We start from the raw sequence: 14,370 nt of genomic DNA, 5'->3' as shown, positions 1-14,370 counted from the left end.
GAAGCGCTTGGAGAGATAGCCGGTGGCCTCGAAGAACTCGTCATCCGAGATCGACGGAGACGACAGGAGCTGCGTTGCCCGGAGTGCTGAGCAGTGTGATGGCGACATGCATCGAGTTTGCAAGAAGCGGGCAGCCGGTAACGCGACATCGCGCAAATCTGGGAGCAACTGAGAGAACTCGCTTGGAAACGCGTGATGTGAGCGAAGACGCCCCGCATTCGATGACTCGGCAGTACGGAGACTCCGGGGGCTCCCAGATAACCGACCGCGCAAGTGCGTCCGTTTCGTTCAAGCGGCGACGGCTCGAAGCGCCTACGCTCGGTGGTATGGCCCTGCAATTCGACTTCATCGGTATCGTGACGGCAGACCTCGGAGCCTCGCTCGAGTTCTACCGAGTGCTGGGCGTGGACATTCCCCTCGGGCAGGATGACGCGCCCCACGTCGAGGCGAGGCTGCCCGGCGGCATGATCCTCGCGTGGGATCCCGTCTCGACCGTCCGGGGCTTCCTGCCCGACTTCGACCTTCCCGAGGGCGAAAACCGCATCGGGTTCGCCTTCCGAGCGCAGAACGCGGCCGAGGTCGACAGCGCCTACGCCGAGATCGTGGACCGGTTTCCGGATGCCGCGCGCACCGCCCCCTGGGACGCCCCGTGGGGACAGCGCTACGCGACCGTGCTCGATCCCGACGGCAACTCGATCGACCTCTATGCGCCGCTCGCCTAGACGAGACGCGCATGTAGGCGAGCGGGCAGGAGCAGATCCCGCAGCGGCTCCGGATCACCCGCGAGCGCGGCTCCCGCCCATCCCGGTGCGGAGCGCAGCCCGACCGTGCCGCCGCTCTGGCTCCCCCGCGCCGGCATCCACCTGGTGAACGGGCCTGCGACGACTCCGAGGCCCGGGAGCACCACCTCGCCGTACACGATCGACACTACAGGTGCCCCGCCGCGTCCATGCTGCGGAGTTCGCGCTTGAGCTCCGCCACTTCGTCGCGCAGGCGTGCGGCGAGCTCGAACTTGAGCTCCTCGGCGGCCGCGAGCATCTGCTCGGTGAGGTCGGCGATGAGCTCCTCGAGCTTCGCGGCGCCCTCGCCGGCGATCGCGCCCGCTCGTGCCGCAGCCTTGCCCTTGGCGCGCTGCGGGGATCCGCCCTTGCGCTGAGCGTGCGCCCCGGTGCGGGAGAGCACGTCCTCGGTGTCGGCGGCCTCGCGCGCCAGCATCGCGGTGATGTCGCCGATCTTCTTGCGCAGCGGCTGCGGATCGATACCGTTCTCGGTGTTGTAGGCGATCTGGATCTCGCGGCGCCGGTTGGTCTCGTCGATCGCCTCGCGCATGGACCGCGTGACCGTGTCGGCGTACATGTGCACCTGCCCGGAGACGTTGCGCGCCGCGCGGCCGATCGTCTGGATGAGCGAGGTCGACGAGCGCAGGAAGCCCTCCTTGTCGGCGTCGAGGATCGCCACGAGCGACACCTCGGGCAGGTCGAGGCCCTCGCGCAGCAGGTTGATGCCGACGAGCACGTCGTAGACACCGGCGCGCAGCTCCGTGAGCAGTTCGACGCGGCGCAGCGTGTCCACATCGGAGTGCAGGTAGCGCACCCGTATCCCGGCCTCCTCCATGAAGGTGGTGAGCTGCTCGGCCATCCGCTTGGTGAGCGTGGTCACGAGCACGCGCTCGTCGCGCTCGGCCCGCGCCCGCACCTCCTCGAGCAGGTCGTCGATCTGGCCCTGCGAGGGCTTCACCACGATCTCGGGATCGACGAGGCCCGTCGGGCGGATGATCTGCTCGACCACGCCGTCGGCGCGCGCGAGTTCGTAGGCGCCGGGCGTCGCGGACAGGTACACCGTCTGCCCCACCCGCTCCTTGAACTCGTCGAACTTGAGCGGGCGGTTGTCGAGCGCGCTCGGCAGCCGGAAGCCGTGCTCGACGAGGGTGCGCTTGCGCGAGGCGTCGCCCTCGTACATCGCGCCGATCTGCGGAACGGTGACGTGCGACTCGTCGATCACGACGAGGAAATCGTCCGGGAAGTAGTCGAGCAGGCAGTGCGGCGCCTCCCCCGGCCGGCGCCCGTCGATGTGCCTCGAGTAGTTCTCGATGCCGGAGCAGAAGCCGATCTGCTCCATCATTTCGAGGTCGAAGGTGGTGCGCATGCGGAGGCGCTGCTCCTCCACGAGCTTGTTCTGCTGCTTGAGCTCTCCCGTGCGCTGGTCGAGCTCCTCGGCGATCGTGCCCATCGCGCGGTTCATCACGGTGCGGCTCGCGACGTAGTGGGATCCCGGGAACACCGAGACCGTCTCGACCCGCTTGATCACCTCGCCCGTGACGGGGTGCAGGTAGTACAGCGCCTCGATCTCGTCGCCGAAGAACTCGATCCGGATCGCGAGCTCCTCGTACATCGGGATGATCTCGACCGTGTCGCCGCGCACCCGGAAGTTGCCGCGCACGAACTCGATGTCGTTGCGCTGGTACTGCATGTCGACGAAGCGTCGCAGCAGCACGTCGCGATCCAGCACGTCGCCGACGACGAGCGGCACCATCGCCTCGTAGTACTCCTCGGGCTTGCCGAGGCCGTAGATGCACGACACCGTCGAGACGACGACCGTGTCGCGCCGCGAGAGCAGCGCGTTGGTCGTCGAGTGGCGCAGGCGCTCGACCTCGGCGTTGATCGAGGAGTCCTTCTCGATGAAGGTGTCGGTCTGCGGCACGTAGGCCTCGGGCTGGTAATAGTCGTAGTAACTCACGAAGTACTCGACGGAGTTGTTCGGCAGGAGCTCCCGGAACTCGTTCGCGAGCTGCGCGGCGAGCGTCTTGTTGTGGGCCAGGATGAGGGTCGGCCGCTGCACCTGCTCGATCAGCCACGCGGTCGTCGCGGACTTGCCCGTGCCGGTGGCGCCGAGCAGCACGATGTCCGTCTCGCCGGCGTCTATTCGCTTCGCGAGCTCCTCGATGGCCTGCGGCTGATCGCCTGAGGGCTCGTACTCGCTGACCACTTCGAAGGGCCTGACGGAGCGGGTCGTTTCCATGCCTTCGAGCCTACTCCGCACCCCCGACGTTCGGCTTCCGCGGTCCGCGAACCCGGGACCTCGGCCGCGATCACGGCGGTTCCCCGCGGCCGCACGATCGGCAGCGGCCCGGCCTGCCTCAGCCGGATGCGAATCGCGAACCCTGCAATCGGGTTCTCGGCGAACCGCGGCATATGATCCTGATGACCCCATGTGTTCAGAGGAGAAGACGTTGAGACGATCCGGGCAGACCCTCGCCGGCGCGATCGCCCTCGCTTCGGCGCTCACGCTCGCCGCGTGCTCCGCCCCCGTCCCGGACGCCCCTGAAACGGTCGGCGAGGACTACCCGAGCGGCGGGATTCCGACGGAGGTCGGCTGGCCGTCGGACTGGCTCGAAGCGTTCACCAGCGAGTCCGAGGCGGTGGGCGGCACGATCGTCGGCCTCCGCCTCGAGTATCAGGACGACCGCTGGGCGTGGCGCGTGACGAGCCGGGACCCGCAGATGGATTGGACCGGCGAGCGGGTGACCGATGAGCGGCGGGGCCGCGAAGCGCTGATCGACGCGCGAGACCGCTCGCTGCTGCGGGACGGCTACGTGCAACTGCCCGAGAGCGCTCTGGCGGGGATCGAGGTCGGGACCGCCGAAGCCGCGCGGCTCTCGGGCGAGACCTACCCGAGCCCGCGACTCGTGGAGCTCGAACTGGGCAGCAGGAACGGCGAACCCGTGTGGCGGGCGACGCTGATGGACCTCGATACCGGTCGGATCACCGAGCTCGCGATCGATGCGCTCGGCCAGGGAGAGACGGTTCCGCCTGCGAAGCCATGAGGCCGGAGCCCGAGTCTGGGGCGCAGCGCGACGCGAGGGCGCACATGGTGAGAGGTTGCACCGGATTGGAGGTTCAGCTGCAACGGCGGGAAGTGCAGGGGCAGCAGCTCGTTTCAGGCCTGCCCTGGCCCAGAACGAACTTTGCACGTCTCGCGGAGTACGCGTCTTGAACGGCCGGGGTGAAGCGAAGGCTCTCGCCGTGGTCCAGAAGAGAAGGCCACCGGCCAGGATCCATCCGGCCGGGTGCAGCAGCAGGATGAAGGCCGCGAATCCCCCGACCGCCCAGGCGATCCTCGACCAGTCGCTGTACAGCGGCGCACTGCGGCGCACGCGGCCGGGACGCACGACGCGGATCTCGGAAGTGCGCAGGTCGCCGTGCATGTCCTCGGGCAGCTGCGGACGCCGGATGATTCCGATGGCGAGAAGCACCGCGAAGAGGTACAGGAGTCCGATGATCAGGGCTGAAAAGAAACCGGGGCCCGGGGGTTCCGTCTCGGGTGCGACCGTCATGGTCAGCTGTCCGACGAGCAGATGGGTGGCGAAGGCGGCCAGGATCAGCGGGAAGACGAGTCCCGACCTGCCCACCCACCAGGATTGTTCTCCGATGGGCACACTCGTGGTCTTGGGTGCTGGTTGAGCGGGGTGCGCTTCGCGGGTCATAGTCCGAGCTCCTTCACCAATGCTTCAGTCTTCGCCATGTCCTGTTTCAAGAACTCATCGAGTTCGTCTCCGGTGAGCCAGGCGTCCTCCCATCTCATCCGCTTGAGTACCTCCTGCCACTCCTCGCTGTTCCGCAGCTCGGTGATGAGTTCGAGCTGTTGGTCAACCAGTTCCCGGCTCACCCCCGGCGCTGCGAGGAGACCACGCCAGTTGGCGACCTCGACGTCGTATCCCTGCGAGGCGATCGTGGGGATGTCAACGCCGTCGAGCTCTTGCGAGCTGCTGACCGCGAGCGCCCGCACCCTGCCGGAGTCGATCTGATCCGACACGTCGTTGTATCCCGTGGCGACGGCTTCGACCGTGCCGTTGAGGAGCGCCTGGATCGCCTCCCCGCCCCCGGACTTGGGAATGTAGGTCATCTCCGCGGGATCCAGACCGGTGGATTGTGCGAGCTCGGCGATGAGGAGATGGTCGATGGTCCCGGCGGAGCCTCCCGACCAGGGCATTGCTCCCGGATCAGCGACCCACGCTTCGCGATCGGCTGTACGTCTTCGAAGCCCACCGGCGAATCGTTCAGTACGATCCCTCCGGTCATCCCCGACCCCGTCACCAGGAGATTGTCCGCCCGCCCGTCCAACGTCGTGAAGGTTCCGAGGCCGATGGTGCCGGCGGCGCCGGGGATGTTTACGACCTGAACATTGCCCACGAGGCCCGTCGTCCGCAGGACTTGCTGCTGTTCGCGGGCGAATCCGTCCCACCCGCCGCACACCGCGTCTCCGGGGAGAAGACCCAAGCCCACGACCACTACCTCAAAGGCAGCGTGTTCTGCGGCACCTGCGGCTCACGGCTGATCCTGAGCAACGCCAAGAGCGGCACCGGGGTGATCTACCCTTACTTCATCTGCTCCGGCCGGCACAAGAAGCGCACCAGCTGCGACCGCAAGGCCATGTACGTGCCCGATGTCGAGGCCGCCGTGGAGGACCACTACCGGCTGATGGAGATACCCGAGCACATCGTCGGCGCGCTGCGCGAGCTGATCCACTCCGAGTTCGACCGGCTCTACGCGACCGCGAAAACCGAACGCAAAGCCCAACTCGCCGAACGCGACCGCCTCCACGACGAACGCTCCAAGCTCCTGCAAGCCCCCTACGCCGGAGCCATGCCCCTGGACCTGCTCAAAACCGAGCAAGACCGCATCGCCCGGCAGGTCGCGTTCCTCGACGCCCGGATCGAGGCATCCAGCATCGAGTACGAGCAAGCACGCGCCCACCTGGACGACTGCCTCGCCCTCGCCGGAGACGCCCACGCGATCTACACGAGCCTGGACGACTCACTACGACGGATCGCCAACCAAGCATCCTTCGAGCGCCTGACCATCACCGATGTGGGCGGCATCGACGCCGAACCAGGCGAACCGTTCGACTTCCTGTTCAACCCCGCAGTCCACGCCACCGCCCTCGCCATGCAGGGCGCGGGCGGAATCCAGGCGGGTCAAACCGGAAACGTCGCAAGTTTGAACAACGAACTTCTGGTGGAAGCAATGGAGCGTTGCGGGAACAGCCGACCACGGGTTGAGAGGCTTGTTTCCGCGTGGAATCAAGGGATTCGCGGACACGCCGACCCCGAGGGCGAGGACGATGACCCGCTGATCGGCGCGTCGGCGGAACCAAAGCAACGACCTCGAACACGTCTGACGGACGAGGAAGTGGACGCTATGCGAACAGTCCGCGAGCGAGGGATCGGAGTGAACGCTGTCGCACGTCAGTTCGGGGTTCACCGGGGGACAGTGTGGGCCAAGACTCGGTAGAGGGGCTTTTCACGCATCTGATGGAGTTGGAGCGAGCGAACAACCTGCCGGGTTGCTCAGCGCGGTGCGCAGCAATCGTCCTCGCAGTGCTCGGGCTCGCGCTCTCCGGTAAGCACTGTGACTTGGGCGGCGCAGCACGCATCTCCGCGCCAGGCCTCGATACCCTCGCGCACGGCGAATCCAGCGATCACCAGGGCGGCGATCGAGTCAGCCCACGCCCACCCGAGCAAGGAGTTCAATAAGAGACCGATGAGGAGCGCCGCTGAGAGGTAGGTACAGATCAGGGTCTGCTTCGAGTCCGCGACCGCGGAGGCAGAGCCGAGTTCGCGGCCGGTGCGTCGCTCGAACCAGGACAGGAACGGCATCACCAGCAGGCTCAGCGCAGCAAGCACGATTCCTACGGTCGAGTGCTCGGGCTCCCGCAGACCTGTCAGCGACAGGATCGCGTCGATGGTGACGTAGACGGCGAGTCCGAAGAACGATAGCGCAATCACCCGCAGTGCGACCTTCTCCCGCTTCTCGGGGTCGGGAGCGGCGAACTGCCACGCGACAGCCGCGGCAGAGAGGACTTCCACGATCGAGTCCAGCCCGAACCCGATCAGCGCGGCAGACGAGGCGGCTCCTCCCACAGCGAGAGCGACGACCGCCTCGATGACGTTCCAGGTGATTGTGATCGCCACGACGATCCTGATCCGCCGCCGCAGCACACCCGTCCGTGCCGGAGGCAGTACTGCCGTGGTCACTGCGCAGGCTCCGGGTCGCAGCAGCCGGGGACGGTGCAGGCCGGATCCATGCAGGGCACGCTCTCATCGACCGCGAGCGTCACGTCCACTAGCGCGGTCAGCGCTGCCGCGAGGTGGGGGTCGGCGATCTCGTAGCGGGTCTGCCGGCCCTCGGGCTCGGCCACCACGATCCCGCACCCGCGCAGACAGGCCAAGTGGTTCGACACGTTCGTGCGCGTCAGCCCGAGGTCGCGGGCGAGCTTCGCAGGATACCCCGGCCCGTCGAGCAGGGAGAGCAGGATGCGGGAGCGGGTCGCGTCGGCCATCGCCCGGCCGAGCCGGTGCATCACGTCCACCCGAGAAGCAAGAGTCAGCATGTAATGACCATACAGTGAAGACTGACCTACCGTCAAAGGTCATCAGAAGACGGTCGCGCCATGAATAACACAGGGGTCGCGTTGCCATCTGAGGGTCGAGGGTTCCCGGCAGCTGGTCGGGCAGGGACCGCCCGTTCCAGATGGGCTCGCCGTGTCCACCACTCCCGCTCAGCTAAGATTGATAGTTCGCGCCGCGAGTCCCGGCGGGCGTTCTGACGTGCAAATCAACGATCTGCAGCGCATGGCCTGTGGATAGTTCCACCGCGATACGCCGACCTGCGGTTTGCTTATCGCTTTCGTAGACACTCTTCCGTACCGATGCGTCCGGTCAGTCATCGCTGGAATCTAGGCGAGAGCGTCGAGGAAGTCGTGCGCATGGCGTGAGGGCGAGGCCCCGGCCCAGATCGCGGTCAAAGGACGGGTCATGGTGAGACCTCTGACCTGGACGCGAGCGAGCCGTCCGGCTCGGAGATCCTCGGCTACGGCCAAGCTGCTGAGCACCCCTGGCGCAACGCCTGCCATGATCGCGCTACGCACTCCGAGAGTGGTGGATAGCACCGCCACCGGGCTGGCGTGGGGTGAACAGCCGGTATCAGCGAGCGCCGCTTCGAACGCGTGGCGGGTGCCGCTGCCCGGCTCGCGCAACACCAGGCTGGTGTCGGAGAGCTCGCGGGCGGTGATCCTGGCGGATTTCGCCCACCGATGTCCGGGCTGCACGACGACCGCGAGTGTGTCATGGGCGATGGTCACCGCGCCCAGATCGGCTGGCACCGCTGGAGACTCGATGAATCCGAGATCGACGGTCCCCTCGCGCACAGCCACAGCGACTGCGGTGCTGTTCTCGGCGTCGAGCTGAATGCCTGGACCGCTGCTGTCGGTCCGGGCGCGCCATCTGGCGATCCATTCGGGAAGCAAATACTCGGCGATCGTCAGACTCGCGGCAATACGCATCGTCCTTGCTCGATCCGAACGGAGTGAATCCACGGCATCGGAGAAATCATCGGCTGCTTCTAGCAACTTCCTCGCCCAACCGACCACGAGTTCGCCGGCGGGTGTCAGGCGAGAACCTCGCGCGGAGCGCACCAGCAACCTCACCCCCAGGCTTCGCTCGAGGCTTCGGATACGCAACGATACCGCTTGCTGGCTCACCCCCAACCGTCCGCTTGCCGCCGAGATGCTGCTCTCCTGCGCGATGAGCATCAGCGCCCGCAGCGCTTCCAGGTCCGGTTCGCTCCGCATGACTCACCTCCCATTAGAGACAAGTATAACTTGTGACCAGCACGAGATCTGCCTCTACCGACCTGGGGTTTCCGACGAAACGATAGATACATGACTGACCTACAGCATGAGGCCCGCACCCGGCCCACGCACGCTTTCCTCGTCTACCTTCGGTCGCTTCTGCCAGGACTCGGGACGTGCGCGCTTGCGGCGGGCATTTCCTATGGAGTGAACGCGCTGCTGCCGGGAGTCAGCCCCCTCATCGTTGCGATCGTGCTCGGTGTGCTCGCAGCGAACCTGCTCCGAATGCCGACGGCAGTGACCGCCGGAATCGATTTCTCGGCGAAGAAGCTTCTTCGCGCAGGCATCGTGTTTCTCGGACTCCAGCTCGTACTCACCGACATCCTCGACCTGGGTGCCCCGATTCTCCTCGTCGTCGTCTGCATCGTCACAGGCGGGCTATGCGGCACCGTTGTGCTGGGGCGGCTGCTACGGGTTCGGCCCAGCCTGGCCCTCCTCATCGGATGCGGCTTCTCGATCTGCGGTGCTGCGGCAGTCGCCGGCGCAGCGGGCGTGACCGACCCCGACGATGAGGCGGAAGAGGACACGATCACCGCCGTAGCACTGGTGGTCATCTTCGGCACGCTCATGATCCCACTCGTGCCCCTGACGGCGAACCTCCTCGGATTCGATACCGAAGCCGCGGGCATGTGGGCAGGAGGCTCAATCCACGAGATCGCCCAGGTCGTCGCAGCCGGCGGCATCATCGGCGCGGGCGCACTCACCGTCGCAGTGATCGTGAAACTCGCCCGAGTCTTGCTTCTCGCACCCGTCGTAGCCGTGCTCAGTATCCGACAGCGTCGCCTCCAGCGCGCGAACCCCACGCCTACCTCGCAAACATCCTCCAGAAAGCTGCCGCCTATCGTCCCGGCGTTCATCATCGGGTTCATCCTCATGGTGCTCCTGCGCTCCTTCCTGCCCCTGCCCGAGTTCGTGCTGACAACCGGGAGCCTGTTGCAGACCGGCCTACTGTCAGCGGCGATGTTCGGCCTCGGCTGCGGTGTCAAGATCCGCAACCTCGCACAGGTCGGCTTCAAGCCCTTCGCTCTTGCCGCACTCTCCACCCTTCTGGTTGCGACCATCGCGTGGGCGGGGATCTCGTTTGCGAGCCATATCGCATGAACGGATCACACAGCGAAGCCGTCCGAGCCATCAGCTCACCGCGTCAGCACAGCGGCAACACCGAGGAAGATACTGAACGAGGGATCGACAGACGCTGATACGGCTTCCATGAAGAATTAGCCTTTACGACCCGCTTGTATTCACCGCCTCCTCTTGGAGGCTACTACGTGGTCATAAGTCGGGGAGGATGGTCACCAGCCCAGAGACGGCCCGCCATCACTGGGACCGCGGTCGGGCGTGTGGGAGGGATCGAGCTGTCGTTGCCGCTTTTTCAGGGCACGGTCGGCGGCGTCGCGCTGCGCTTGCTCGGTCGCGCGGGTCTGCTCGATGCGCTCGACTGCCTCGACGGGGGTGAGCGCCTGTAGCGTGTCGATTTCGGCGCGGGCCTGCTTCGCGATGCGGGCCGCGTTCTCGGCGTTGGCGTGGGGGCGGGCATCCAGGTAGGCGGCCCGGTGCTTCGCCACGGCCTCGGTGCCGAAGATGCGGGCGTAGATGCGCAGGCGCGGCCACGGGTCGGGTTCGAGCGCCTTGCGCACCGTCCTGGCTGCGGCATCGTGCTGCTCGGTCGCGTCGATCACGCGGGGATCGCCGTCGATACGAGGGCGCGTGACGCGCTCGAGCCACGCGGCCCGAGTCTCGTTCCAGCGGGGCGGCTCGCCCCACGCGCTCGTCAGCCGCTGCTCAGCGTCGCGGGCGAGGGTCTGCGCGGTGTTGTGCTCGGCGGTCGCGCGACGCTTGCCGAACCTGCCGACCGTACCCAGCCGGTCGCGGGCGGTACGCAGTTCGACGTCGGCGTCGCCCCACTCGGCCAGTGCCGCCGATGCGTGCTCGGTGAGCGGTGCGGCGACCTCGGCCCGCACCCGTTCGAGCTGCTGGGCTGCGGTGTCGCGGGCTTGGCCTGCGTGGTCGAGGTCGTCACGTTGCTGGGCGTATAGCTCGGTGAGGGCGTCAGCGGCCTGCTGCCAGAGCGCAGCCCGCGCCTCGGCTCGCTCGGCCTTTGCGGTGAGTGCGGCTATCTCGGTGTTCACGCGCTTGGCGGGGCCGTCGTCGACCAGACCCCGCACCGCCTCTGCCGCCTGTCGGGTGGCGTCGGCCAGCCCACGGTCTGCCCGGTCACGTTCTACAGCGTAGATGAACTGCGCTCGGGCGTCGGCTGTGTTCTGGGCGATGATGTGCAACTGGTTCTGATCTTTGCCTCGGGTCATGCCGACGTAGACGGCTGCGCCGCTCATGGCGCCTGTGAGGATCGTGTCGGCTCTGGTGGCGGTAATGCCTTGCACACCGTAGGCGGTCGAGGCGTAGGCCAAGTGCGCGTACTCGGTGACGTACCCGGCGGGCAGGCGCACGGTGTGGTCGCGCTTGCGGTCGCTGTCTGCCTCAACCGCCCACACGGTGCCGTCCTCGGTGACGTGTTGCACGATCCACTGCTGACGATTCGCCACCCCCAGGGCCGCGTCGTTCTTGCGAGTCTGGATCAGATCACCCTGACCGATGGAAAGTCCGTCGCTCCCGGTCGCGGTCGTCTCGTCATCCACGGTTCCCGCTTGCACGCGCTGATCGCGGATGCGCGCGTTCATGCGTGCGGCCACGTCGTTGGTGGCGACCGTGACCGCCTCCCCGCCGCTGTGATGATTGGCGATGTGGTCGCGCAGGCTCTCGGTATCGTCGTGCAAGCGGATCAGGCCCAGAGCTGCGAGTTGGTCGAAGATCGCGCCGGGATCGTCGCGGTCGCGCAACCGCACCGACAGCTCGGCATATTCGGGATCGGCGAAGCGGTGTACCTCGGCCATATCGAACGTGCGGCCCCGAATCTGCGCAACCATGTCGAGTACTCCGCCCCGTCCGACGGCGGGGAGTTGCGCCCGGTCACCCACGAGCGCGAGCGTCGCGCCCGCTTCTGCGGCGACGGCGAGCAGGGCCAGGGCGGTGTCCTGGTCGAGCATCCCCGCCTCGTCCACCACAATCCGTTCGCCCTTGCGCAACCGCGCCTCGCTCGGCGGGCCGGTATAGGTTGCGCCGGTGATGGGGTCGGCGTCACCCACGACGAGTCGTGTCCATACGCCGTCGCGGTTCCACCGCCACCCGCGCGCGTACACCAGTGACGCGACCGATTCAGCGGGCACGCCGAGTTCCTGGTGCGCGATCTCGGCGGCCTTCTTCGTCGGAGCCACCACCCGCACCGCTCGCCCGTGCGCCTCACTCGCCTGGATCGCGGTGGCAAGCATGGTCGTCTTCCCGCTGCCCGCCGCGCCCTCCACGATCACCAACGGGTCGGTTGAGGCGACCGCTGCGGCGGCTTCGGTCTGGCCGGGGTCGAGGTTCTGCGCTTGCGCCAGCCGGCGCACGTCCGGGTGCTCCGGCTCCTGCTCGGGTACACGGGCGGCGATCAGGTCGCGCAGCTCTGTCTCGGCCTGTATGACGCGCACGCTCGTCCAGTGAGCGACATGCTCTGGGCGTGGTGTGTCGGGCGGGAGGATCGTGAAGCAGTCCTCCAACGCCAGCACCGTCGCAGCCTGCACGAAGTCGCGGATCTCATCTCCGTTGGCGCGTACTCCGTACTCGGTCATGATCGTTGTGGCGTGCTCGGTCACAGTGTGTGTCGTCCATACCGACGCACCTGCGGCGCAGCGGTCGAGGGCGCGGGAGGCGACTTCCTGCACGCTGAGGTCATCGAGGCTGACCGGCACCGGGGTTGCGGGCCGTTGCAGGCTCGCGGGGTCGTATCCGGCCTCGACCAACTCCGTCAGCCACGCCTGTTCCTCACGGAGCGTGGTGGGCTTCTTCGCAGGCCGCTCGTATGCCCATGCTTTGGCGATCAGGCGAGAGGTCACGACCGGCCCCATCGTCTCACCGGGATGCGTGGCCCGCCATTCGGCTTCGAGGCGGTCGAGGTTGCGGCCCACCTGCTCACCCCGCTTCGACATGACCGCGTTGTACGGCTGCAACTCCGCGACCTCGCCGGTGGCGGGGTCGAGGGTGAGGCCGTGTCGGTCGAGCACGGCAGCGAGTTCCGGGCTTGCCGCGATCACTGCGGTGCCGAGGGCACGGATCGCGCCCTGCTGCCGGAACAGAGCGGTGGTGTCCAGTCCTCGCCACTTCCCCGCCGCCCACACTCTGGTGCCGATCTGCATGTGAATGTGCCGGTGCGGATCACCCGCACGAGACGTGCGGTGCGTGATCCCGACGACCTGCAACCGCTCGATGGGAACGTGCTCCTGCGCACCGAGCGGCCCGACACGGGTCACCGAGTGCCGGGCAACCCACCGCCGAATCTCGGCCAGCGCGTCCTGCTGCGCCGCGTCCAGCGCCGCCGAGACTTCGGGGTGAAGCGCGGCGGCGATCGACAGCGACTTCGGCCCGTTGATGACCATCTCCATGAACCGCGGCGATCCCTGCCGATACACTCCCGCCCGTCGGGGTCTGCCCATCCGCTCCCCGGTCAACGGATCAACCCAGTCCACCCACCCCGCATACCCCACAGGATCAAGGCCGAGCCTGTCGGTAACCGCGTCTGAGCTGTCGAGCGCCGCGAACTGCGCCACCGAGGTTTCCGCGCCGAGGTAGTAGTCGTCAGCACGAGCACGGTCGGCCTCGACATAGCGCAGCGCATCGGCCCCGGTGCCCCGGAACGGAACCACGCCCCCATGCATTCTGCTACCCCCTCTCGCTATCTGGCGTACTGGCAACTAACGTAGTTAGTATACGTACATTCAGGATTGAGAGGTCAAGAGGACAGCGGGAGGACTCAGGATGTGCTCAGGCGGCAGGCGCGGAGGCGTACGGGCTTGGTGAGCAGGCGGCGCGGGAGGGTGGCGGTTCTGCGTCAGGTGAGAGAGGATGCGGCGGTGGCGATCCAGGCTCGCTGGCGGCGAGTCTCGACGGCGCGGGGGTGGTAGTTCGCTCGCACCCATTCCACGGCAGCGGCCGCCGGAACGCCGCTCAATACGGCGAGCACCGCGAGAGCGGTTCCGGTTCTGCCGACCCCGCCGCCGCAGGCAATCTCGACCCGCTCGGACACGGCCCGCGCGTGCGCTTCTCTGAGTGCGGCCACGGCGTCCTCGGTGGAGCCAGGCAGGCGGAAGTCCGGCCACCTGACCCAGCAGTAGGGCCAGTCGGCCACGCGAGGGTCGCGGCCCAAGAGGTAGACGGCGAACTCCGGGGGCGGGGCCTGACCGCGAGGCCGACGCGCGCCCGTGCCACGGATCAGACGACCGTCTGGCAGGCGCACCACGCCCGCGTCCTCAATCGCCCAGCTCGTCATGCGAACCCTTACCCGGCGCGGCCTCGGCGTCCGGGCGGGAGCAGTCCTTTGCGGCGGGCACGGGCAACCCAGCCCTGTGCAGTGGAGAGCGGCACGCGGCTGAGCTCGGCCATGCGCGCGGTCGGGTTCGGTTCGCCGTCGTCCACGAGGCGGGTGTGTTGCAGGGCGACGACCTCGTAGAAGTCGGGGGTGCGCTTCGGGTTGCCCAGCGGCTTCATCACGTCCGCCGAGCGGAGGGTGCGGCCAGAGGGCATCGTCATGGTGCCGCCGGTGAAGCGGCTGGCGCCGGTGACGGCGAACTGGCGGCGGTTGATCGCCGC

13 protein-coding genes and 1 pseudogene are annotated in these 14,370 nt (G+C 67.3%); 4 read left to right on the top strand and 10 right to left on the bottom strand.

Features of this window, described 5'->3' with window-relative positions; genetic code table 11:
• Window positions 1-326 precede the first annotated feature (326 nt).
• On the top strand, window positions 327-722 hold the full coding sequence (locus tag D1J51_RS15225) for a VOC family protein (RefSeq protein WP_205547957.1): 396 nt from the start codon (window positions 327-329) through the stop codon (window positions 720-722).
• Here D1J51_RS15225 and D1J51_RS15220 read toward each other — a convergent pair.
• Window positions 719-928, bottom strand: a complete 210-nt coding sequence (locus tag D1J51_RS15220) for a hypothetical protein (protein ID WP_119076644.1) — start codon at window positions 926-928, stop codon at window positions 719-721. The genes D1J51_RS15225 and D1J51_RS15220 overlap by 4 nt on opposite strands.
• Window positions 928-3,018, bottom strand: coding sequence for an excinuclease ABC subunit UvrB (gene uvrB, locus D1J51_RS15215; RefSeq protein WP_119076642.1), 2,091 nt, complete (start codon window positions 3,016-3,018; stop codon window positions 928-930). The genes D1J51_RS15220 and uvrB overlap by 1 nt, the downstream gene beginning before the upstream one ends.
• A 211-nt stretch (window positions 3,019-3,229) precedes the next feature.
• Here uvrB and D1J51_RS18495 point away from each other — a divergent pair, with 211 nt between their 5' ends.
• Window positions 3,230-3,823, top strand: coding sequence for a hypothetical protein (locus D1J51_RS18495; protein WP_240423343.1), 594 nt, complete (start codon window positions 3,230-3,232; stop codon window positions 3,821-3,823).
• A 198-nt stretch (window positions 3,824-4,021) separates the two neighbouring features.
• On the opposite strand, the pseudogene D1J51_RS18685 reads toward D1J51_RS18495, so the two are convergent.
• A pseudogene (locus tag D1J51_RS18685) lies at window positions 4,022-4,483 on the bottom strand (tripartite tricarboxylate transporter TctB family protein); the annotation flags it as partial.
• Window positions 4,480-4,989 carry a Bug family tripartite tricarboxylate transporter substrate binding protein gene (locus tag D1J51_RS15205; RefSeq protein WP_119076638.1) on the bottom strand — a complete coding sequence of 170 codons (510 nt, stop codon included), beginning with the start codon at window positions 4,987-4,989 and terminating at the stop codon, window positions 4,480-4,482. The gene D1J51_RS15205 and the pseudogene D1J51_RS18685, both read right to left, overlap by 4 nt.
• Here D1J51_RS15205 and D1J51_RS15200 point away from each other — a divergent pair.
• The gene (locus D1J51_RS15200) at window positions 4,989-6,290 is read left to right on the top strand and encodes a recombinase zinc beta ribbon domain-containing protein (protein ID WP_240423341.1); all 1,302 of its coding nucleotides are present in this window, start codon (window positions 4,989-4,991) and stop codon (window positions 6,288-6,290) included. The genes D1J51_RS15205 and D1J51_RS15200 overlap by 1 nt on opposite strands.
• A 56-nt stretch (window positions 6,291-6,346) precedes the next feature.
• Here the strand turns inward: D1J51_RS15200 and D1J51_RS15195 are convergent, their stop codons facing one another.
• The 3 genes from D1J51_RS15195 to D1J51_RS15185 form a co-directional block, all read right to left on the bottom strand.
• Window positions 6,347-7,033, bottom strand: a complete 687-nt coding sequence (locus D1J51_RS15195) for a cation efflux transmembrane domain-containing protein (RefSeq protein ID WP_119076636.1) — start codon at window positions 7,031-7,033, stop codon at window positions 6,347-6,349.
• Window positions 7,030-7,389 carry a Cd(II)/Pb(II)-sensing metalloregulatory transcriptional regulator CmtR gene (locus D1J51_RS15190; protein ID WP_119076634.1) on the bottom strand — a complete coding sequence of 120 codons (360 nt, stop codon included), beginning with the start codon at window positions 7,387-7,389 and terminating at the stop codon, window positions 7,030-7,032. The genes D1J51_RS15195 and D1J51_RS15190 overlap by 4 nt, the downstream gene beginning before the upstream one ends.
• Window positions 7,390-7,734: 345 nt before the next feature.
• Window positions 7,735-8,628: a LysR family transcriptional regulator gene (locus tag D1J51_RS15185; protein ID WP_119076632.1), complete on the bottom strand. Its 894-nt coding sequence runs from the start codon at window positions 8,626-8,628 to the stop codon at window positions 7,735-7,737.
• A 90-nt stretch (window positions 8,629-8,718) separates the two neighbouring features.
• On the opposite strand from D1J51_RS15185, the gene D1J51_RS15180 reads away from it, so the two are divergent.
• A complete protein-coding gene (locus D1J51_RS15180) occupies window positions 8,719-9,789 on the top strand; it encodes a YeiH family protein (RefSeq protein WP_119076631.1) in 1,071 nt (356 codons plus the stop codon).
• Window positions 9,790-9,980: 191 nt separating this feature from the next.
• On the opposite strand, the gene mobF is transcribed toward D1J51_RS15180, so the two are convergent.
• From mobF to D1J51_RS15165, 3 genes are all read right to left on the bottom strand, one after another.
• Window positions 9,981-13,427, bottom strand: coding sequence for a MobF family relaxase (mobF, locus tag D1J51_RS15175; RefSeq protein WP_240423339.1), 3,447 nt, complete (start codon window positions 13,425-13,427; stop codon window positions 9,981-9,983).
• Window positions 13,428-13,612: 185 nt separating this feature from the next.
• Entirely contained in the window at window positions 13,613-14,050 is a 438-nt protein-coding gene (locus tag D1J51_RS15170; RefSeq protein ID WP_119076627.1) for a protein-tyrosine phosphatase family protein, read from the bottom strand.
• A gap of 8 nt (window positions 14,051-14,058) precedes the next feature.
• Window positions 14,059-14,370 (bottom strand): hypothetical protein (locus tag D1J51_RS15165; protein WP_205547951.1); only part of this gene is annotated, 312 nt, incomplete at its 5' end.

Origin of the sequence: Leucobacter sp. wl10, assembly GCF_003569785.1 — a bacterium.
Classification (GTDB): Bacteria; Actinomycetota; Actinomycetes; order Actinomycetales; family Microbacteriaceae; genus Leucobacter.
This window is presented reverse-complemented; position numbering and strand designations above follow the sequence as displayed.

Bases quoted from the DNA above. Each gene is read 5' to 3' on its own strand.
- D1J51_RS15185 (WP_119076632.1), bottom strand. From the start codon at position 8,628: ATGCGGAGCGAACCGGACCTGGAAGCGCTGCGGGCGCTGATGCTCATC.
- D1J51_RS15205 (WP_119076638.1), bottom strand. From the start codon at position 4,989: ATGCCCTGGTCGGGAGGCTCCGCCGGGACCATCGACCATCTCCTCATC.
- D1J51_RS15170 (WP_119076627.1), bottom strand. From the start codon at position 14,050: ATGACGAGCTGGGCGATTGAGGACGCGGGCGTGGTGCGCCTGCCAGAC.
- D1J51_RS15225 (WP_205547957.1), top strand. From the start codon at position 327: ATGGCCCTGCAATTCGACTTCATCGGTATCGTGACGGCAGACCTCGGA.
- D1J51_RS15190 (WP_119076634.1), bottom strand. From the start codon at position 7,389: ATGCTGACTCTTGCTTCTCGGGTGGACGTGATGCACCGGCTCGGCCGG.
- D1J51_RS15180 (WP_119076631.1), top strand. From the start codon at position 8,719: ATGACTGACCTACAGCATGAGGCCCGCACCCGGCCCACGCACGCTTTC.
- uvrB (WP_119076642.1), bottom strand. From the start codon at position 3,018: ATGGAAACGACCCGCTCCGTCAGGCCCTTCGAAGTGGTCAGCGAGTAC.